Source organism: Paenibacillus sp. FSL H7-0735, from assembly GCF_038008505.1.
GTDB classification, from domain to species: Bacteria; Bacillota; Bacilli; order Paenibacillales; family Paenibacillaceae; genus Paenibacillus_AQ; species Paenibacillus_AQ odorifer.
Window position 1 is genome coordinate 3,348,037 of sequence record NZ_JBBOZH010000001.1, and the last position, 21,033, is coordinate 3,369,069.

Annotated in this window: 22 protein-coding genes; 18 read left to right on the top strand and 4 right to left on the bottom strand. The window is 41.7% G+C overall.

Going from position 1 to position 21,033, the window contains the following annotated elements; all coding sequences use genetic code 11:
• The first annotated feature begins 148 nt into the window (after positions 1-148).
• Positions 149-1,087: a GNAT family N-acetyltransferase gene (locus NSS82_RS15190; RefSeq protein ID WP_076273398.1), complete on the top strand. Its 939-nt coding sequence runs from the start codon at positions 149-151 to the stop codon at positions 1,085-1,087.
• Positions 1,088-1,123: 36 nt separating this feature from the next.
• Here NSS82_RS15190 and NSS82_RS15195 read toward each other — a convergent pair whose 3' ends face one another.
• Positions 1,124-2,014 carry a GNAT family N-acetyltransferase gene (locus NSS82_RS15195; protein WP_340960296.1) on the bottom strand — a complete coding sequence of 297 codons (891 nt, stop codon included), beginning with the start codon at positions 2,012-2,014 and terminating at the stop codon, positions 1,124-1,126.
• A 158-nt stretch (positions 2,015-2,172) separates the two neighbouring features.
• On the opposite strand from NSS82_RS15195, the gene NSS82_RS15200 reads away from it, so the two are divergent.
• The 11 genes from NSS82_RS15200 to NSS82_RS15250 all read left to right on the top strand — a co-directional run bounded on the left by NSS82_RS15200 (position 2,173) and on the right by NSS82_RS15250 (position 11,727).
• A complete protein-coding gene (locus NSS82_RS15200) occupies positions 2,173-2,742 on the top strand; it encodes a GNAT family N-acetyltransferase (protein WP_076273400.1) in 570 nt (189 codons plus the stop codon).
• 927 nt (positions 2,743-3,669) lie between these two features.
• Positions 3,670-4,029, top strand: coding sequence for a helix-turn-helix transcriptional regulator (locus tag NSS82_RS15205; RefSeq protein ID WP_036686667.1), 360 nt, complete (start codon positions 3,670-3,672; stop codon positions 4,027-4,029).
• 93 nt (positions 4,030-4,122) lie between these two features.
• Positions 4,123-4,506 carry a DivIVA domain-containing protein gene (locus NSS82_RS15210; RefSeq protein ID WP_036686669.1) on the top strand — a complete coding sequence of 128 codons (384 nt, stop codon included), beginning with the start codon at positions 4,123-4,125 and terminating at the stop codon, positions 4,504-4,506.
• Positions 4,507-4,719: 213 nt separating this feature from the next.
• Positions 4,720-5,592, top strand: a complete 873-nt coding sequence (locus tag NSS82_RS15215; protein ID WP_036686671.1) for a PRD domain-containing protein — start codon at positions 4,720-4,722, stop codon at positions 5,590-5,592.
• Between the two features lie 22 nt (positions 5,593-5,614).
• The gene (locus NSS82_RS15220; RefSeq protein ID WP_036686673.1) at positions 5,615-6,121 is read left to right on the top strand and encodes a PTS sugar transporter subunit IIA; all 507 of its coding nucleotides are present in this window, start codon (positions 5,615-5,617) and stop codon (positions 6,119-6,121) included.
• Positions 6,122-6,168: 47 nt separating this feature from the next.
• Positions 6,169-7,623, top strand: coding sequence for an N-acetylglucosamine-specific PTS transporter subunit IIBC (gene nagE / locus NSS82_RS15225; RefSeq protein WP_036686675.1), 1,455 nt, complete (start codon positions 6,169-6,171; stop codon positions 7,621-7,623).
• A gap of 143 nt (positions 7,624-7,766) precedes the next feature.
• A complete protein-coding gene (locus NSS82_RS15230) occupies positions 7,767-8,084 on the top strand; it encodes a hypothetical protein (protein WP_076143974.1) in 318 nt (105 codons plus the stop codon).
• Between the two features lie 119 nt (positions 8,085-8,203).
• A complete protein-coding gene (locus NSS82_RS15235; RefSeq protein WP_036686680.1) occupies positions 8,204-8,722 on the top strand; it encodes a sigma-70 family RNA polymerase sigma factor in 519 nt (172 codons plus the stop codon).
• Positions 8,723-8,768: 46 nt separating this feature from the next.
• Positions 8,769-9,854, top strand: a complete 1,086-nt coding sequence (locus NSS82_RS15240; protein ID WP_076273401.1) for a DUF4179 domain-containing protein — start codon at positions 8,769-8,771, stop codon at positions 9,852-9,854.
• Complete coding sequence (locus NSS82_RS15245) at positions 9,854-10,846, top strand: ABC transporter ATP-binding protein (RefSeq protein ID WP_076273402.1); 993 nt, start codon at positions 9,854-9,856, stop codon at positions 10,844-10,846. The genes NSS82_RS15240 and NSS82_RS15245 overlap by 1 nt, the downstream gene beginning before the upstream one ends.
• Positions 10,843-11,727 carry an ABC transporter permease subunit gene (locus tag NSS82_RS15250; RefSeq protein WP_076273403.1) on the top strand — a complete coding sequence of 295 codons (885 nt, stop codon included), beginning with the start codon at positions 10,843-10,845 and terminating at the stop codon, positions 11,725-11,727. The genes NSS82_RS15245 and NSS82_RS15250 overlap by 4 nt, the downstream gene beginning before the upstream one ends.
• A gap of 77 nt (positions 11,728-11,804) precedes the next feature.
• On the opposite strand, the gene NSS82_RS15255 is transcribed toward NSS82_RS15250, so the two are convergent.
• Complete coding sequence (locus NSS82_RS15255; protein WP_036686688.1) at positions 11,805-12,131, bottom strand: winged helix-turn-helix transcriptional regulator; 327 nt, start codon at positions 12,129-12,131, stop codon at positions 11,805-11,807.
• Positions 12,132-12,325: 194 nt separating this feature from the next.
• Between NSS82_RS15255 and NSS82_RS15260 the strand changes: the two genes are divergently transcribed.
• The 6 genes from NSS82_RS15260 (at position 12,326) to NSS82_RS15285 (ending at position 17,821) form a co-directional block, all read left to right on the top strand.
• The gene (locus NSS82_RS15260) at positions 12,326-13,108 is read left to right on the top strand and encodes a GTP cyclohydrolase II (RefSeq protein WP_036686690.1); all 783 of its coding nucleotides are present in this window, start codon (positions 12,326-12,328) and stop codon (positions 13,106-13,108) included.
• Positions 13,109-13,186: 78 nt separating this feature from the next.
• Positions 13,187-14,242: an ABC transporter ATP-binding protein gene (locus NSS82_RS15265; protein ID WP_038570639.1), complete on the top strand. Its 1,056-nt coding sequence runs from the start codon at positions 13,187-13,189 to the stop codon at positions 14,240-14,242.
• 127 nt (positions 14,243-14,369) lie between these two features.
• Positions 14,370-15,119 (top strand): ABC transporter permease, encoded by a 750-nt coding sequence (locus NSS82_RS15270; protein WP_051491475.1) that lies wholly within the window; start codon positions 14,370-14,372, stop codon positions 15,117-15,119.
• Between the two features lie 6 nt (positions 15,120-15,125).
• Positions 15,126-15,911, top strand: a complete 786-nt coding sequence (locus NSS82_RS15275) for an ABC transporter permease (protein ID WP_036686696.1) — start codon at positions 15,126-15,128, stop codon at positions 15,909-15,911.
• Positions 15,912-16,024: 113 nt separating this feature from the next.
• Positions 16,025-16,654, top strand: coding sequence for a hypothetical protein (locus NSS82_RS15280; protein ID WP_076273404.1), 630 nt, complete (start codon positions 16,025-16,027; stop codon positions 16,652-16,654).
• A gap of 36 nt (positions 16,655-16,690) precedes the next feature.
• A complete protein-coding gene (locus NSS82_RS15285; RefSeq protein WP_081386692.1) occupies positions 16,691-17,821 on the top strand; it encodes a GNAT family N-acetyltransferase in 1,131 nt (376 codons plus the stop codon).
• 101 nt (positions 17,822-17,922) lie between these two features.
• On the opposite strand, the gene NSS82_RS15290 is transcribed toward NSS82_RS15285, so the two are convergent.
• Together NSS82_RS15290 and NSS82_RS15295 are read right to left on the bottom strand one after the other, a co-directional pair.
• On the bottom strand, positions 17,923-20,226 hold the full coding sequence (locus NSS82_RS15290; protein ID WP_076273405.1) for an MMPL family transporter: 2,304 nt from the start codon (positions 20,224-20,226) through the stop codon (positions 17,923-17,925).
• A gap of 47 nt (positions 20,227-20,273) precedes the next feature.
• On the bottom strand, positions 20,274-20,894 hold the full coding sequence (locus NSS82_RS15295) for a TetR/AcrR family transcriptional regulator (RefSeq protein WP_036686703.1): 621 nt from the start codon (positions 20,892-20,894) through the stop codon (positions 20,274-20,276).
• Between the last annotated feature and the right edge of the window lie 139 nt (positions 20,895-21,033).

A 21,033-nucleotide genomic window follows, 5' to 3' on the forward strand; every position in this document is an offset into this window, starting at 1 on the left:
CCGGGTACAAGCCGTTTCTATGATAAAAGAAAAGCATTTGCTTTAAATCGGCAAAAGATTAATATAACAGTTTATTACCAAACATTTACTTTAAGAAGTGATACTATGGAATACAGAAGGTGATAGGACTAGCGAGGAGGAAATGTAAATGCAATTAATGGCATGGTCTGAATACGAGATTTCATATGACTTAAATAATGATTATTCTATTCGTATGGCAGACTCGGAAGAATGGGGACTGTACTGTTCCATTTATTATAATATGCAATATAATGGTTTTTTTAAAGAAGAAGGGTTCAATTCTGCCCAAAGAAACGCTTTTTGGATCTATAGAGGTGAGTCAAAAATAGGTGGAGTAAGGATGTCGCCTAATCGGATATATCATTTATTTGTTATTCCACCTTTTAACGATACATTTGTGGTGCTGAAGCTATTAAAAAAGCTTTTGATTTATTGGTCAGATAGCACAAAACCTATAAAAACCTTCGAGGTTCTGCCAGACCAGGTTCAATTATTTGCGCGGGCAGGGTTTTGGCCTGATGAGTTCAGATGCCGTTGGATGCACCGTCCTACAGATCATTTTGAGGTCGAATGGAACGAAGAGTTAAGGATTGAAAGTCCTCAGATCGAAGATAATGGTATGGGCGCTAAACGATTTATTCTTGAAGAGCAGATCGCCGAATGTAACTATGCGAGCTTTGATGGAAGTCTTGAGGCAACAAGAAGAAAGAAATTCTCTTATGAAGATTTTATCCCAAGTGAAGAACCTAATTATACAAATGAAGTATTACTTACAGCGTCCACGCTTGTGTATGATAAGAAATCGGGACAGCTAATTGCGAATTGTCTCTTGGGTTTACAAGATGATTACGCAGCAGTTTACAGTATTGGTGTAATACCTGCTTACAGAGGAAAAGGGATTGCTACACGGATGTTGAAAAGAGGACTTAATCTCCTGAAAGATAGGTATCCGATCCTAAGGTTATATGTCATGGAAGGTAATGACGCGGAGTCTGTTTATTTAAATTTGGGATTTGTCCCTGGAGTACAAGAGATACAGAGTATGTATATTCCTATGCACGATTAAGAAAGGCTGCCATGTGGCAGCCTTTCTTTTCGTTAACTAGGCATGAGAGGTAATAGGAAACATGAAATGTTGAGGGAGTTCTTTTAATAGCGGACGTATAAATAAGGTATCTTCACTCTGGGGAATTAATTCTGCCTTAACTTGATCGATTGGATAATCTGGTGTGAAATAAAAATGTATAACCTCAGTTTCCGGAGAAATAATGCTTTTCAATACTGTGTTGATATCAAAACTTGTTGTACTGATAATATCAAAAATATGAAGCTGATGATCCTCATGTTTAAAGATCACAATAACGTCAGCCTCTTCAATATAATAAAAGGAATCATGAAAAGGAAGAATAAAATAAAACAGCAGCTGATGTTCATTATTTATCACACTTAGCGCGGAGGATACCGGTGTTCTTTTGACTGCAAAATTTTTGATCATGCTAAAATCAACGGGGTTACCTATAGATAAAGGCCGCACAGAGTAGGTTGTAGTTGGCTGATTGCTAAGATGAGCAACGTTAAGTGAAAAGCTGCTTTCTTGCATGCGTTCAAACCCGAATTTAGGATAAAAATCCAAAGCGCGCTCATTAGCAAATAAGTAGAGGAAGTCGTATTCATGTTCGTACTTAGCGATAATGTGGTCTATTAATTTTCTGGATAAACCTTGCATACGATAATCAGGATGTGTCATCACCGTCCCAATTTGGATGGCGTTGTATTCTTTTTTGTTGATGAGAATAGTCATTTTATTAATAGATGCATTCGCAATGACGTGATCTTCATCGATAAAGGAATAACAAATATATTTGTCATTCCAGCCCCCTTGTTCATACCAAGGTTTAAAATCAATACCAAAGATCGATTGGGCTAAAGAATTGAAGCTAAGCTTATATTTATCGATGTGTTTATAATCGCTAATCAATTGATATTCATTCATAGTATATACCTCTATTTCAGATGATTTCGGGAATCGCGTTTTATGAATATATAATACTATGCTTTTAAACCGTAAAGTTGATTTTAAAAATACTATACCAATATAATCCTGTAGATGTGTTATCATAATCTCTAAATTATTAAACTCGGAGGTACAAGATGAGAGAGGTAGATTACACTCATTATTTTTGGCAGGATGAGAAAATAAGACTAAGATCCGTTCAGGAAGAGGATTGGGAAGGTCATTACATCAACCGTTTCGATACACCAGCGCGGCGACTTTTAGAGTGTACTGTTGAACTACCACCTACCATAGCTGAATCCCGAAAATTTGTAGATACATTTGCAGAATTCTCATCACAGCGGCTGATGTTTACGATCGAGAATCTAAATGGCGAATATGTGGGTGGAGTAAATCTTAATAGCATAGACGAGAAAAATGGTACGTTCAGTATAGGCGTGCAAGTGGATAGAGATCATCGAGGTAAGGGGTATGGGACAAGAGCTATCAACATCCTGTTGAAGTATGCTTTTTTGGAGCTAAGACTCAACAAGTTTAACGAATGTGCGCTCGAAGGTAACGAACCCTCAGCAGCTATGCTCAGAAAAGTGGGCTGTGTCCAAGAAGGCGTGCGCCGGAAAGTAATTTATACAAATGGACAGTATTTAGACTTACTTTTGTTTGGATTGACGAAGGATGAATTTATGGAGAAAAACGCTATGAAATAGTGATTAGGAGAGGCTACTTGGAATGCGATTCTTCAATAACTGGAGGATCGCTTTTTTGCGTTTCGTTTTGTGGATCGATGTTCTATTGAAGCTTGAGGACTCAGAAGACGCTATTTGCAAATATTTAGCTATTTGAGAGTAGTATCGGACTCCAGTGCAGCTATTCCTCTAGTTCAGCTGTATATATGTTACTTTTTATGCCAATAGTGCCCATGGGGTCCGATAGGACAGCAAAAGTGGGTAAAAGCAGCGAATAGAGTCAATGGGGTCCGATAGTAGCTCGAACGAGCAAAACTGACCAAATCAAACATTGAATGGGAGGGGAACGTGCTGAAGCATGTGGATTCAGATAGAGTTTGGTTCTCGCTGAAGCTTTCGGACCCAGAAGACGCTATTTGCAAATATTAAGCTTTTACAGAGTAGTATCGGACTCCAGTGCAGCTATTCCCCAAGAATAGCTGTATAAATGTTACTTTTTATGCCAATAGAGCCCATGAGGTCCGATAGCACACCAAAAGTGGGGAAAAGCGGCGAATAGAGTCAATGGGGTCCGATAGTAGCTCCAACAAGCAAAAACAGTAGCTCGAACGAGCAAAACTGATCAAACCAACAAAGAATGGGAGGGGGGGCGTGCTGAAGTATGCGGACCTACTTCTTCGAGGAATCATTCAACGCAATCAACGATGTACAGCCATTTATTCCGTACTTTCATCATATGAAAAATTCACAATAGAAAACCACAAAAAACTAAACTCTCCCTACTCACATCCATATAAATCATCCTGTATCCCACCAAATCTCTATAAACAACGGAATAAGTGAACCCTCTATCAAATTTCAGGTTGTGAAAGTTGGAAAATAGTGCTTATACTAGAGTATTAGAAGGAAAGATTAGCCAACAACATTTACAACATGAGGAGGGTTTATATGGCGTTTATGATTGCTCAACGAGCGTTTATCAAGGTGTATCTTATAACAATGGTAGAACAACACCGCGGTTACGGATATCAAATGCTGGAGGATTTACGTCGGGATTTCAAAGCCCATGGTTATTCCCCTCCACAGAGTGAAATCTATCGCGCCCTGCATGAGCTGGTGCAGCAAGGGATTTTATATCGTACCAAGCAGCTGAAAGGCAATGACCCTAAAGTGGATTTTCAAGAAATCGTACTTTACCATTTCACTTCAGATGGAGAAGAGAAAGCAAAGTTATATAAAAAGCAGGTAAAGACAGATCTTGACCGCTGCTTAGGCATTTTGAATAAAGCTGTTGTGGACAACTATTAGAACTGCAACTATAGTAATATTTTCAGGATGCTCTCACCCTGTTATAATGGTTACTGCCGGATGATTGCAGTATATACTTGGAGGTAGCAAAAGATGGATGAACATATGAAACGTCGGTTAGACAAACAGCGGAAGCTGTTCAGTCAACTCGGCATCACATTAGACGCTCTAACCATACATGAAAAAGAATTCAGCATGAAGCTGCGTGGCTACGATGCGGAGGAAGTAGATACATTTCTGGACAGCGTAATCAAGGATTACGAACGTTTCTATGCGACGATCGCTGATCTGATGGATAAATGGCAAGAGCAGCAGCTGGAAATGCGGGAATTAAAGGCAGAAACCAAAACAGAGGTAATCCAGGTACCTGTTTCCCGAGGCATTGATCCAAAAGAATTGGAAGAGGTTATTCTGAGGCTTGAGACTAACGTCCGCCAGCTTAAAGATAAGCTTCCTCGCGTGGAAGAGTTTTTATAAGGAGTTGTTTGGTGTAAAGGGAGCTCCGCTTGACATTTCTAAATTTACCATTGACGAGTTAGCAGTTCATGAATTATGATATGTTCATAAATGATCATTTATATTTTAGTGGCGTGTTACCGTTAAGGGCATGAGCCAAGAATTGTCTTTATTTCCATTAGACAATTCTTGGCTTTTTTTGTTCCAATTTGACGATAATTAGGGAGAGGAGTGATGAGCTTGTCGCGAGAGATCGAGCAATTTCAAGTACAGCGTGTAATAGGGAATAACGTTGTAATGGTTCAGGGAAGCAAAAACGGGAAGGAATATGTCATCATTGGCAAAGGTATTGGATTTGCAGTGAAGGGTTCTGGTGTGATCGAAGGAAATGATGCTCGGATTGAGAAATTGTTTCGTCTAGAAGATCGCGAAGCCTGGAGCCAATATCAAGTTTTGCTGGAAGACATAGATCCCAAGGTTATGAAAATAACTGATGAGATAATTGCAGATATCCAAAGTCAATTTCCTGACAAGTTAAACGACAAGATTTATCTGGCACTCCCGAGCCACATACAGTTCACCATCTACCGTCTGCGCAACGGGATGGATATTATTAATCCGTTTTTGCAAGAAACCAAAATGTCATTTCCGAAGGAATTTGAGATCGCTTACAAGGCATCGGAGAAAATCAATGCTGAATTTCAAGTACAAATCCCCGAAGATGAGATTGGATTTCTTACTTATCATGTGTATTCGGCAGTTAATAATGTATCGGTTGGTCAGTTAGTCAAGGCCTCTAATATTGTCAATGAGCTTCTAGACATGATTCAGCAAGAACGAAAGATAACTTTTGAGCATGGCAGTATGAATCATATCCGATTAATGATCCACTTGCGTTTTTCGCTGGAACGTATTTTAAAAGGATCACTAATAGATAATCCCTTTGTGAAACATATTAAGAAAGAATACAAAGAGGAATACAAGCTGGCTCAAAAGCTCGGTAAAGTAATGCAAAGGTCGCTTGAAGTCGAAATCCCGGAAGAAGAACTATGTTTTCTAGCCATGCATTTGCACCGGTTATTTCAGACCTTAGTGAAATCAAATTAATATCTTAAGAGGAGTGGAGCATATGTTTTCCAAATGGAAATCAAAAAAAGAAGAGAAACATACTGAACATACCATCGAAATCATGGCACCAATCAGCGGGGAGTCAGTTCCACTAGCACAGGTTCCGGATGAAACCTTTGCTGGCGGTCATATGGGTAACGGAATTGCAATAAAACCATCTGAGGGAATTTTGAAAGCGCCTTTTGACGGTAAGGTTGCTCATATCGTGAAATCGAGTCATGCAGTCATTCTGGAACATTCCTCCGGTATGCAATTGCTATTACATATCGGAATCGATACTGTCAGCCTCAAGGGCAACGGTTTTGTCAGTCATATAACCTCTGGAGATCAAGTAAAAGCAGGTCAAACCCTAATCGAATTTGATCTGGACGTAATTCGCGCGGCAGGTTGTGACACAATTTCGCCTGTAATCGTGACCAGCACAGAGGAGAATCCACCTCAAGTAAGCGGACATTATGGTCAGGTTACAGCAGGACAGGATCTGATTCTTACCGTGGCTTCAAAGTAAATGGTTTATAGAGCACTACTACTATTGAACCGAAAGGATGATTTTTAATGTTGGCTTTTCTACAAAAACTAGGTAAGTCGTTAATGCTTCCTGTTGCAACCATGCCGGCGGCAGCTATTCTTCAAGGGTTTGGTTTGCTTAACTACGAAAAAGATATTCCGCTAGGAGCGACCATTGGTGGATTTCTGAATCAATACTTTGCTCCATTTCTAAACGCCGGAGCGAATGCGATCTTCGGTAACCTAGCCTTAATCTTCGCGGTAGGGGTTGCCATTGGATTTGCCGGTGACGCCGTAGCAGCTTTGTCAGCAGTAATTTCTTACATGGTACTGACTAAGATTCTGCTTATCGTACCGCTTCAATTCTCTTTCATCAATGATGATGTTGTATTGAACATGGGTGTGCTTGGTGGTATTTTTGCCGGTGCTTGGGCAGCGTTCTTATACAAGAGATATCACAATATAAAAATGCCTGATTGGCTCGGATTTTTTGCAGGTAAACGTTTTGTCCCAATCATTACGGCAGCTTCTATGATGGTTCTTGCTGTATTTGTGGGTATGATCTGGAGTCCGATACAAGATGTTATTAGTGACTTCGGGAACTGGGTTGTGTCACTGGGGGCTGTTGGAGCATTCATCTTCGGTACAGCTAACCGCTTGCTGATTCCGTTCGGTCTTCACCACGTGCTTAATACGATTGCTTGGTTCCAAATTGGTGATTTTACGAATGCAGCTGGTGAACTGGTGCATGGTGACTTGTACCGCTTCTTCGCTGGAGATAAAACTGCTGGGATGTTTATGACTGGATTCTTCCCAATTATGATGTTTGCGCTTCCAGGTGCAGCACTTGCATTTATTCATACAGCTAAACCGGAAAAACGTAAAATGGTTGCTTCCATCTTCATCGGTTCTGCCATTGCTTCTTTCTTAACAGGGATCACTGAACCACTTGAGTTCTCCTTTATGTTCGTAGCACCACTCTTGTACGGAGTTCATGCTTTATTAACAGGATTCTCCATGGCCTTGATGTACATTTTAGATGTTAAGCTTGGTTTTGGTTTCTCCGCAGGTTTGATCGATTATCTTGTAAACCTGAAACTGTCTACTAATGCATGGATACTTATTCCTGTGGGTCTTGGATTCTTCGTCTTGTATTATGTACTATTCCGCTTTATTATCTCATTGTTCAAGCTAAAAACACCTGGACGTGAAGATGATGATGAAGAAAGTCTGTTAGCACCACCTGGAGGTAATGGAACGCCTTCATCGTCTTCTAAAGCTGCTCAAATTCTTGAGAACATCGGCGGTCCATCGAACATCCGCAATATCGATGCATGTATCACACGCCTTCGTCTGATTGTTAATGACGAAAAAGCCGTTAAAGATTCCGCATTGAAACAGCTCGGAGCTTCCGGTGTCATGAGACTGGGTCAAGGAGCTGTGCAGATCGTATTTGGTCCAAAATCAGAGCAAATTAAAGATGATATTCAAAAGCTGTTATAACTAAATTGATCATGTTAAATTCATTAAACAGGGCTGGTTCTTATACCAGACCTGTTTTTTTGCTGTGTCCAGAGATAAAGGGTTGCTTTATAGATAATGCCTAGTATAATACTTGGTATAAGTAGGCAAAGGAGTCGGTACACATGTCAGTCGATGATTATTTGGATCTTTTAAATTACGCCAAGGCGATTAAAGATGGACAGTGGCAGGCTGACATCATTGAGCGCTTAAAGAATCTTAGTGCAGCAGAGGAAAGTCCTCAGATTCAAGAAGAAAGTGTAATAGAATTATGGTCAAGATTTGATGCCATTAACATAATGATCATGAAGCTGTTTGAGAAGCTACGTGAGAATGAACATTCAGAGCAACAGTTTCAGTGGAAAGAGCAGCTCTGGGAGCTTAGGCTGGAACGAAGTATTTTATCAAAAAAGATTCTTAATCGTTACATTCGAATTAGGTAAACACTAAAAGACAGTTTCCTTATTAATTTAGGGGCTGTCTTTTTTTACGTAATCTTGATACAAAAATGCATTGATAGTCGTCTTACTTATAGCTGCAGCTGATAAGGAGGATTTACAAGATGGAAATTCCGGAATCTGAAATTTTTAAAGCAATATTCTATGAACATTATCCTATTGTCAGACGTAAGCTGACCGCTTTGGTTCGTGATGAGTCGGCAGCAGATGATTTGGCACAAGAAGTTTTTCTGAGATTGTATCGTAACCCCCCAGATGATCCAGCAGCGCTGGGTGCCTGGCTTCATAGAGTCCTTACTCGTATTGGATATGATTATCTAGACAAAAAAGCAAGGGAACGGCGGCTGCAAAATAAACAAGAACAGTTATACGAAGTGGGGGAATCACCTCCTTCAGGAGAGGAAGTCTTAATCAGTAAGCTGGATCAGGAGGATGTTCATGAATGGTTGAACGAGCTGCCTGACAGGGATAGACAAGCGCTTCTGCTTAGATACTCTGGTTACAGTTATGCGGAAATAGCAGGCGAGCTTGGTCTAAGACCTCCCGTAGTAGGGACATTACTGCACCGTGCGACCCTGAGGTTAAGACAAAATGCAGCAAAATCACTATCTCAGTCAGATTAACAAACCGAGATAAACGAAGCTCCAAATTATTTAGGAGGGTTTACTAATGACTAAACAACCGCTAAATCAAGATCATAATAAACAATATACAGATGAAGCCTGGGCCAAATTGCAAAACAAGTTAGCGTCTGAGCATGCAAGTCCTAAATGGGCTGTGTGGAGTCAGCAGTTGGCAGTGGATGTTATGAAAGATGATGATAAACCACACCCAGAAATGGGCCAGCCTCAATCTACAGATGACAATCCGATAACTAATCGCCGATCCAAGCGACCTCGCATGAATCGTCGGCGTAAGTGGGGAGTAGCAGTGGCAGGTGCCGCGATCTTTGCGGTTATACTTGGAACTCCAGTAGGAAATACGGCTATGGCATCGCTGCTGAATCAGTTTCGGATGGAAGAAGTTACAGTTGTGAATGAAAATGATATTCGGGATATTTTTTATCAGGTAAATGAAAGTCAATCCATGAATGAAGCTATGAACAAATTTGGTGTGTTTACAAGTACCTTTGGTTCAAATAAAGGGATTATTCCGTTAGATCAGGTGGAAGAGACTCTAGGTTTTACACTTCCAAGCGGAACTTTGCTCGAGAATGTGAAGAGCGCATATATAACCAATTCACAAGAAATAACCTTGAAGCTTAATATTGAAGCGGTTAATAAAGCAATGAAAAGATTGGGTGCAAAACAGCTTCTTCCAGAGGCCATAGATGGGAAAGAAATTAAATTAGATCTTTCGGAGATCGTGAATTATGATCTTTCGATGGATAATGATAAATGGGCTAATCTTACACAGACGAAGACTCCTTTAATTACTGTAGATCCAACTATAAAGGTTGATGAAGCCTTGGAAGCTATAATCGATTTTCCATTGCTGCCAGATTATCTGAAATCCAGCTTAAAGCAGAGCCGCATTTTATCAGGTGAAATTCCTCTGCCACTGGTAAAAGGCCTGAATACCGATCAAATAAAGATTAAAGATACTACGGTTCTACTGAATCAGAATGAATATAGTCAAGGGATTGTATACTCGGCCATTTGGGTACAGAACGGGCAATTGTTCGATTTCAACGGGGGAAGCGTGTATACAGATAAAGCTGTATTCTTAGAGAAGCTAGAGGAGTTGATTGAATAATGACGGTTGCTGCAATAGAAGCGAAGTCTTTGACCAAAGAATATGATAACGGACGTGGTTGCCGTGATGTAACGATTACTGTTGGGAAAGGGGAAGCCTTTGGCTTCCTCGGCCCTAATGGTGCGGGGAAAAGTACCTTTGTCAAAATGTTGGTAGGTCTCATTCGTCCATCGAGTGGTAGTGCTACTCTATTAGGCCATAAGATCGGTTCACTTGAAGCCAAGTCCCAAATCGGATATTTACCGGAATTATATCGCTATCAAGAATGGCTTACCGGGGAAGAAGTAGTAAGACTGCATGCCAAGCTGTGCCGTGTAGAGCGATCTGTAGCCGATAAAAGAATTCCAGAGCTTCTAGCGGAAGTTGGAATTGGAAACCGTGGACGGGATCGTGTGAAACATTATTCCAAAGGGATGCAGCAGAGATTAGGGCTTGCTTGTGCTCTTGTAAACAATCCGGCCATCGTTTTTCTGGATGAGCCCTCATCGGCGCTAGACCCGATTGGACGTCAGGAAGTTCGGAATATTTTGCAGAGGCTAAAAGAGAAGGGAGTTACGATATTTCTTAACTCTCATCTACTGGAGGATGTTGAACTCATCTGCGACCGTATGGCACTGCTGAATAACGGAGTTATACTGCGGCATGGGAAAGTATCTGAGATCTTAAATAAGCGAACAAGCTGGCATTTTAAAGTGGGCGGTTTTACGCCTATTTTGTTGTCTTGGCTACAGGATAGTACTGATCTTAAGATCAAAGTTTCAGCGGATATTGGATCTCAATCTGAAAAAGGAGCTTCAATCCCAGCTACATTGGAAAGTAGCACAGTTTGGCTGGAAGCGGAACTGGAGAATGAGGAGCAAGTAGGCTGGCTGAACACGTTAATTATTGAACAAGGAATGACCTTATATGAAGTCTCACGAAAGCAAGAACGTCTGGAAGACTGGTTTATGAGTGCTGTATCCGGCCTAAGTCACAGAGGTGAACACGAATGAGAATAATCATGGGAATGACCTGGAAGGAATTGCTGCGGAAACGAGTGATGATATTAACACTGCTTATGACCATTGTCTTTCTTATAGGATTTTGGTTTGTGGCAAATACGATTGGACAAAGTGGAATACCGAATAGAACAGATATTAGCAGTGGCGAGCATCTCTTAGCTAATTTTACAAATGGTGCTTTTATATTATCACTTGGATTCTTTTTTGGCGCTTTTGTAATCGCCTTTTTGGCGATCTTCAGTTCCTTCTCAGCTATTGCAGGTGAAGCGGAACAAGGGGTTATGCAGGCTTTACTGCCAAGACCGCTGCCGCGGTGGAAATGGTACATAGGTCGCTGGCTTGGATATGTGACGCTTGGGATTGGTTATGCCCTGATTTTATTTATTTCTATTTTATGGATTACTGAGATCCATGCAACTGTTCCTAGAGATGCCGTAGTCCTATTGAAATCATTTTTGTTATTCTCCTCTATAGTGCCTTTGCTAATTACGATTTCTATGCTGGGTTCTGGATTCTTCTCAGCAGTGGGGAATGGCGTCTTTATGACAATGTTATATGGAGCGGGCTGGTTAGGTGGGATGATTGATAAGATCGGAGGATCGCTGAGATTAGAACCCGATGTTCTTGACACATTAAATAATCTGTCAGGAATGATGGCACTGCTTATGCCAGTGGATGGTTTACAGCGGAAAATGACCGCCGTCCTGTTCAGCGCTAATGAAATGAGTGGAATGATGGGATTGTTCGGCAGCATGAATGGATTGCTGGATTTTAATACGGTTCCGTCAAACATGTTTATTATTTATGCGCTAGGATATACCCTGTTGGCTTTTGTTATAGGTCTACTTCGCTTCGAGCGAAAAGACTTATAAAGGGGATGTTAATCCAAAAAGAGCCCTCTTGTCTTATGATCGGGACAATTAGGGCTCTTTGTGTTGTGTAGCGGGAATCATTTCTTAATACCAAGCTCAATCCATTCGGTAGACCAGTTTCCAATTTCACCAAGTATAGGAGCAAGCGCTGTGCCTTTTGGAGTCAGAGAGTACTCAATACGTACTGGCATTTCAGGATATACAGTTCGCTCTATAATGCCTTCGGTTTCCATTTCCTTCAATCGGTCAGATAACACCTTGCCACTGAGATTGGACAGACAGCTCTCAATTTCACCAAAACGGCGTGGCCCTGGCATAAGCACGAAAACGATCAGCGCGACCCAACGTTTACTTAGCAAGTCTACCGCTTTTTCAAAGCGAGGACACATGTTGAAATCATTCATAATATCACCTCGACATTCATTATATCATAAACTTACATAAAGTAATTATAAATATTTAAAGATATATTATAACTTGACGAAGTTATATTACAATGATAAACTTACTTACAAATAGTTACTTATAATTTAACTAATATTTTATCCTTATGCTTAGCTCTATCAAAGCATTGATGAACAATGAGGAAGGTGTAATTATGATTAAACCAGAAATCACTTCTATTTTACAGAATAAAATCACGCGAATTCCTTTAGCAAATTCCACAAATATATTGGTTGGACCCATCACGTTACCGGTGAATTTAGACGGCGAGACCGTTGTTTTTAAATGGTACAACTGGCTGAATACAACGGATGCAGAGCTTCTTCAAGAGGATAGCAGTAAAGCAACGGCAGCTTTAATTTCACGTTTGCCATCCATGAACTTAGCAGAAGGACAACAATCCAGTGTGTTGGTATATGGCGATTTCGAAGGGTCTGAGGATGCATTGATCCGGATGCATAGCATCTGCCATACTGGCGATATTTTTGGCAGTAAACGTTGCGATTGCGGATTCCAGCTGCATCAATCCATGAAAATGATTGTTGAGCATGGCTCTGGGGCATTATTTTATCTCGCGAATCATGAAGGAAGAGGCATTGGCCTGTTCAGCAAATCTTTAGCGTATCTTTTACAGGAAGAAGGATACGATACAGTTGAGGCTAATTTAGAGTTGGGATTTGCTGATGATTCAAGAAACTACGAAGAAGCAATCAGTGTTCTGCAAACTTTACGTCACAAACCAGTGACGCTGATTACGAATAATCCGAAGAAATTGGATGCGCTCAAGGCTGCAGGGATGAATGCCGTAAAAAGAGTAGCGTTATGGGGAGATGTATCTTCTTTTAACGAGAAATATTTGCGGACTAAAGTCGCTCGCTCAGGGCATTTAGAAGCTGTGAAGGACACCCATTCGCTAAATGAAAGACTGGCTAAGTAAAGATTGAAGTAGTGCTTTTGCGCTTCTTCTATTATAATGGGGTACTGGGAACCAACTCTAAGCTTAGTGAGGTACAATATGACTGCTATTCAAGTACAAGACTTACGCAAAACATTTAAAGTACAAAAAAACCGCGAGGGTCTCAAAGGGGCCTTCGCTGATTTGTTTAAAAGGGAATATACGGAAGTGACTGCAGTGAAGGACATTTCCTTTTCCATTCCTGAAGGGGAGATCTGTGGTTATATCGGCGAGAACGGTGCTGGGAAATCGACCACGATCAAAATGCTCACAGGTATTCTCGTGCCGACTTCCGGAAACCTGACAGTAGGTGGGTATGTTCCGTATTTGGAGCGCGAGAAATTCGTGAAAAATATCGGTGTGGTATTCGGGCAACGCAGTCAGCTATGGTGGGACATTGGCGTGATTGAGTCGTTCCAGCTCCTGCGCAAGGTTTACCGGGTGTCTGAACAAGATTTCAAGAAACGGCTGGATGAATTGGTCGAACGACTGCAGCTGCAAGAACTGCTGAATCGTCCGGTTCGTAAGCTTAGTCTAGGTCAGCGGATGCGTTGTGAATTAGTGGCAGCATTGCTTCATAATCCGTCGATTGTATTTCTGGATGAACCGACCATTGGCTTAGATATTGTGGTGAAGTCAGAGATCCGTGAATTCCTAAAAGATATGAACCGCGAGCATGGGACAACCATACTGCTGACTACACATGACCTGCAAGATATTGAGGCGCTTTGCTCCCGAGTGATAATGCTTGATGATGGCCGTATCATTTATGACGGAGGACTGGAAGACCTGAAGCAGCGTTGGGGAACCGGACGTGAGGTTCAATTTCAATTTGGAAATGCAACGAAACGTCAGCAACTTGAGTTATGGACTGAGGGGTTGCCTGTTACTTGGTCTGCGGAGAACGATCTAGGGGCATCTGTCTGGATACCGCTAGATATAAATGTATCGGATGTATTAAGCAGAGTAGTGGGAAAAGCAGACATTACTGATATCAAAATCATAGAGACCAATACGGACGATATTGTTCGCAGTATTTATCAATCCGGGTCTGCAGACAAGCCTGATGAAATGGCTGCCGCTCTGAAGGATGAAAGAGAGGCTTTACATGTCTGATAAGCTTAATCCTGCAACGGCTATGTCTTCCTCCTCAGGAGGCGCGTCTTCTGGTGGTCCTCAGGAGAATAGCCGTAAATTACTATTCGGGGCTTACTTAGATTTTATACGCATCCGTTTCCTTACCATGCTTGCTTATCGGATTAACTACTACTCAGGTATTCTTATCTATTCACTGAATATTGGGGTTAACTATTTCACTTGGATGGCCATCTATGGTAATGGGGATTCATTGGGTGGATTTACTGCAACGCAAATGACATCATATGTTGCTGTGTCGTGGATGGCTCGAGCCTTTTATTTTAATAACCTAGACCGCGAGATTTCTACGGATATCCGTGATGGAAGTATCGCTATTCAGTTTATAAGGCCCTATAACTATGTCTTAGTCAAAATGATGCAAGGTCTTGGAGAGGGAATGTTCCGCTTCCTCTTATTTATGATTCCCGGCATGGCCATAGCGATGCTGCTGTTCCCAGTACAATTGCCAACAGCGCCATCTGCTTGGGCGGGGTTCCTGGTGATGCTCTTTTTCAGCTTTTTAATTAATTCACAGATCAATATCATTACAGGGCTCTCGGCTTTTTTCGTGGAAAATAATGAAGGCATGATGCGAATGAAGCGGGTAATTGTAGACTTATTCTCCGGCTTAATCGTACCGATCAGTCTGTTTCCTAACTGGTTATCTTCCGTACTTGAGGTGCTGCCGTTTCAGGCGATTACCTACTTGCCCGGTTCAGTGTTTACGGGACGGGTGCAAGGGGTTGGAATATGGAATGTATTAGGGATACAAATTATTTGGTTCCTGGTATTGCTGATTCCAATTGTCTGGTTATATCATGCGGCGCGGCAGCGTCTCTTCGTGCAGGGAGGTTGAGGAAACATGTATTACCTGGGATTATTAATTGAATATATCAAAAACTATATGAAGAGCCGGCTCACCTATCGCGCTGACTTTTGGGTAGAGGTCATTTCAGACTTGCTTTTTCAAGCTACCAACTTTATCTTTATTCTCGTAATTTTTATGCATACGGATAGCCTGGGCGGCTGGAATCAGAATGAAGTAGTGTTCGTTTATGGATTCTTTATGGTGCCTTTTGGGGTGTTTAGTTGTTTTGTGAATCTATGGGGATTTAGTGAACGTTACATCGTTAAAGGTGAGATGGACCGTATTTTGACACGCCCAGCTCATAATTTGTTCCAGATCTTTTTGGAAAATGTTGATCCACCAGCACTTATGGGCTCATTCATAGGTATTATTATTATGGCCATCAGTGGCAGCAATCTGGGTCTTCCCTTTGAATGGTGGACGATACCAGCTCTGATCATTCTGACGTTAAGTGCGGTCGCCATCTATACGGGGATTTATACAACGTTGACTTCATTGTCTTTCTATTCGGATGCTCCTACTGGGATTCTTCCGTTAATGTACAACATTCAGACTTATGGCCGTTACCCGGTAACGATTTACAATCGCGCTATACAGGTATTGCTTACTTGGATCATTCCATTTGCATTCGTCGGAGTGTATCCAGCCGCGCTTTTTCTGCAGCGGGAGGAGATGACCAGCCTTGCTCTGATGACACCTGTAGTAGGTGCTATATTTCTGGGGATTGGTTTGTTAGCCTGGAGTTATGGCGTTCGCAGATACAAAGGTGCGGGGTCTTAAGTTAAGCTAGTGTCTTGTTATGTTGGAAAGGCTACCTTCGGGTAGTCTTTTTTTTACCCGGAATTCATGAATATGCTAAAATCATTAATATCTACATTGGGGAGGAATCATAGATGAATGTGTTAGATATTTTACCAGCACCCGACAACTTAAAAAAACTTATGAAAATACTTGCTTCTCTAAATATTGTCCTATGTCCTGAGGAATGGCTTCGCTATCATAATTTTGATTCTAAATTTGATAAGAATGTTTCTCTAGCATCGATCGATAATGGCTCAGGTGATAATTTGTTTATTATTTTTACACCTCAAGGAACGATAATTAAAGGTTTTGATCATGAGTCCGAAGTAAGTCCATATGCGCGCGACGAACATGAAGTTTGGCCGGGAATCTATGAAGAAGTCCCAATCTCACTATTGTCTTTTATTGAAGATGAGGCGATAGCTAAGGATGATGTTACTTTTTGTTTTTGGCGTGAAAATAACGACTTGACGTGGCAGAAGGGGAAGGTAGAAATTCCAGCGGAGGTAGAAGATGGTTCGGACTTTTTGCTAGGGACTATTTTCCGCACAGCTGAGGATTTTGTGGAATTTGCCGAAGGTTATTTTGAACTCACACTCCCTTTAGAGGTCGTTGCACAAGTTTATGAGGGTGCAGTCATTACCAAAGAGATGATCAAAGCGTTAAATCCTGATGGTGATGTAGAGACAATTCTTCAGGAGTTAGCAAAGCTAGACTCTTAGGGAGTTATCGATTTTGAAAACAAAGGGGGATGCGAAATGGAACTTTACGTGGAAAAGCTGAATGCTGATGCTGCTAGGGATATTTTAAGCTGGCAATATGATCCACCCTATGATTTTTACAATAATGAAACAACTCCTGAAGCTATAAGTGAAATGCTAGAGGAAGCATTTTTTTCTGTACTTGATGCAAATAAACAATTGATCGGATTCTTCTGTGTAGGAAGTCCGGCACAGGTTCCAAATGATAAATATACATATTCTCAGGATTTTATAGATGTGGGTTTAGGAATGAAGCCAGAGTTAACCGGACAGGGGAATGGGACTCTATTTTTCACAACAGTCCTTAACTATATTAATGAGAGATTCGAGGAAAAACCAAAGCGGCTGACAGTGGCGAAGTTCAACGATAGAGCGATACGCTTGTATGAAAAACTAGGATTTAGCCGGGAAGCTGAAATCGTTAAAGGAACTACAGAATTTATTATTATGATTTGTAATGAAAATGATAATCTTACTCCCATGTATGAGCGGGCAAAACCCGGCGAAATAATTACTTTTGGCTCTTATCCGCAAATGGCGGACGGAGCAGAAAAAATGCCGATAAAGTGGCGGGTGCTGCAAAATTCAGGTAGAGAGCTGTTCATTTTAAGCGAGTACATTTTGGACTGCAGGCGGTATCACGGTGAATATGTTGATGTTACATGGCATGACTCCGATTTGCGAAAGTGGTTGAACGATGATTTTTATAATGCCGCTTTTAATGACTCCGAGCACAGGCTCATCAAGACTACACAATGCACAGATAACGGAGAGGGAAGTATAAACACGGAAGATAAGATTTTTCTGCTCAGTGTTTCGGAGGCGAATGAATTGACCTTTAAACTTGGTGAAGATACTTTACGTGCGAAGCGTAGGGCGATAGGAACGGGATTCTCCAAAGTGAAAAAGAACGATGGATGTAAATTGTATGTGTATGATAAAAAAGTCAAAGCTGATTATATCCTTGAGAAGGATGAAGAGTTTGGCTGCTCATGGTGGTGGCTGAGAACTCAACCTGCGATTTCTTCACGTGCGTATTTTGTAGGTACCCGTAGCAGTATTCGCAGTTACGGACATGTAAACTTAGCTTGTTACGGTGTGCGCCCCGCTATAATCCTTAATTATTAAGCTCTTTCTCCAACATCGTTTCATGGGAAGCGAATCTTACCACAGAAACAAAACAGCCTGAACCCCTAGGAATACAGGGCTCAGGCTGTTTATTATTGTTTCTATTTCATGGAATTAGATTTGTCTTTAGCATTGAGTGTAGCAATCAGTTTCTCGCCTTCGACATCCAGGTTTGGCAGAATACGGTCGAGCCATTTTGGAAGTGCCCAAGCTTTGTTGCCGAAAATAGACATTACAGCAGGAACTAATCCCATTCGAATAATGAAAGCATCGATTAAGATCCCTACGGCCAGTGTAAAGCCGATTTGTTTAATCATGACATCATCCGTAAAAATAAACCCTGCAAAAACGGAGATCATAATTATAGCAGCGCCTACTACGACACGACTCACCTGGTTGTATCCATGAACAACGGACTCTGATCCCTCATGACCATGAACGTACGATTCACGCATGGAACTGACAAGGAAAACCTGATAGTCCATCGCGAGCCCATATAGGATACCCGTAACGATGATTGGCATAAAGCTTAGCAATGGGCCACCGGTGTCGAAACCGAAGAGAGTATGGAGCCAGCCCCATTGGAACACGGCTGTGGTGATCCCGAATGTAGCGAGAATGCTAAGCAGAAAACCGATCGTAGCTTTGATAGGAACGATAATCGAACGAAATACCAACAGAAGAATAATGAGCGATAGGAGAATGATGATTCCTACATAAATGGGAAATACATCTGCCAGCTTGGCCGACATATCGATGTTAACGGCGGTAAAGCCGGTAACCCCGAGTTTAACATCATTACTTTGAGCGATACTAGATTCCGTAGCCCGTAAATCATTCACCAGATTTTTGGTTGTTATATCGCTAGGACCCGTTTCTGGAATCAGACTGAAGATAGCTAAATCCTTAGTCATGCCCAGAGGAGTGACCTGCGCGACATTCTTTTGAGCTTGGAGCTCTTGCACAAGATTTCCTAGGAGCTCCGGAGTGACTGGAGTGGAAGAGTTCTTTGGTTCTGCAACCAGAATAAGCGGTCCGTTAAATCCCTCTCCAAAACCCTCGGATATAGCATCATAACTTTGTCTTGCTACCGTGTCCAAGTTCGCCGAGGCAGCTCCGGGAATGCCCATTTCCATTTTCGCTATAGGGGTTGCTGCTACGCCAAGTATCACGACGATGGCAACAATAGTGACCCAACGATACTTGATGACGAATTTAACCCATCTATCAGCTATACCGCGGTTACCCGTTTTATGATGATCCTTGTTTTTCTTGCGAGCTTTAGGCGAACAGATGCGTTCACCCACCAATCCGAGCAATGCCGGCAATAGGGTTAAGGCAACAAATACGTTGATGAGGACGGTAGCTGCTGCTACTAACGCCATCGTAGATAAGAAAGTAAGCCCGATTACAAGCATACCGCAGAGAGCGATAATAACCGTCAAACCGGCGAAAAATACGGCGCTGCCGGATGTGCCAATTGCTCTAGCCGCAGCTTCTTGTGCGCTTAATCCTTGATCAATAATCATTCGGCGTTGGCGATTTACAATGAAAAGAGCATAATCGATTCCGACGGCTAATCCAATCATAAGCGCCAAGACGGAAGTGACACTAGGCATTTCAATGAATTTGGAAATAGAAAATGCTCCACCCACACCGATGCCGACTCCAAGCAGTGCAGTTATAAGGGGCAGCCCTGCTGCAACGACAGAGCCAAGCGTCACCAGCAAAACAATTGCAGCAATGACAAGTCCGACAATCTCAGCTGATCCTACACCGATAGATACTGATTTGAGTGTCTCACCCGGCAGTACAGTAATGTTGGTATCTTTCTCGACATTCATGACGGTATCAATTACAGAATCAAAAATATCTTGAGAGATAGCTGATTGCTCAATGGTAAACTGGAATTGGAACAATGCAATTCTACCGTCTGCGGAAAGAATAACACCAGGCACCGGAACACCATCTGCCATCAGAGGACCATAGGAAGGGGGTGCTGTGGCTGTTGCAGACTGATCCATACTGGCAGCCTGAGTTGCTTCAGTAGTTGAACTACTTGCTTCCGCTGCATAATCCGCAGGATTAATCACTTCGTTTAAACCGTAAACCTCATTAATACCCTTAGTGATCGCTGCCAAACGTTCTGGCGTATCCAATCGCTCGCTTTGAGGTGCTTTGAACACGACACTTCCTTGTCCACCAGATGCAGCCGGAAGTTCTGTTGCTAATTGATCCAAAATCTTTTGCGATTCCGTGCCTTCAATCTTCATTTCCGAACTGATATGAACACCATTCATACTGATCATAGAGATGACAAATCCCAAAATTAAAATCCAACCTAAAATGAAGTACCCAGGTTTGCGATAAGCGGTTTTTCCCACTCTGTATAATAATGTTGACATGTATCTATTTTACACTCCCTCTATGATGAAAACTGATTATTAGCCTATTAGAATCCGTTGCGTAAATATCCGTAAATAGTTTCCAAAAATTGATCGAACGTAAGAGTTTCAGGACTTGGATCGTCGCTCGTCGTTTGTCCCGGAAGCAGCACATTAAGTTTTCCGTCAATTAAGGGAAGTACAGTTCCGTAAACCGAATTTATAAGCAGATAAGTATAGACCTCGTCATACTTACCATTTGACAAGTGCAACAATGTTTTTTGTGCTCCAGTTTGCGTAAGGTGTATTGCTCTTAGATAATGGGGCTCGAGCGCTGGGAATTTTCGGGAAAGTAATGAAAGCTCACGTAACCTCCCTATAAGCTCAGCTGTAAGTTGCATCTTTATTAGCTGATATAGGGTGTCAAGCAAGGAGGCATTTTCAGGGATTTTGGTGAGCAATTCCTCATACTCATTCGTGTTCCGTACGGTAACTGCTCCCATCGCAACTGCCTCTTCCTTGCATGTGAAATAGTTTGCGAAAGTTCTTCTGGAGTAGCCGGCTTTTTGCACGATATCTTCAACAACAAAACCGTCCAACCCATGTTCAAGTGCAAGTTCGAATGCCGCTTCAGCTAGCGCTTTTTCAGTGGCTTCTTTTTTGAAATCTCTCAAAGTTTGTTTAATCATAACTTTATGTATACACCTCCCATATGGCTGTTATTGTGGTGAAGATTAGGATTAATGACTATATACTAATGTAAACTTGCCCAAAGTGCAAACTTTCTCATTGGGCAAGTTTATGCTTTGGGATCTGCTTATAGAAAAC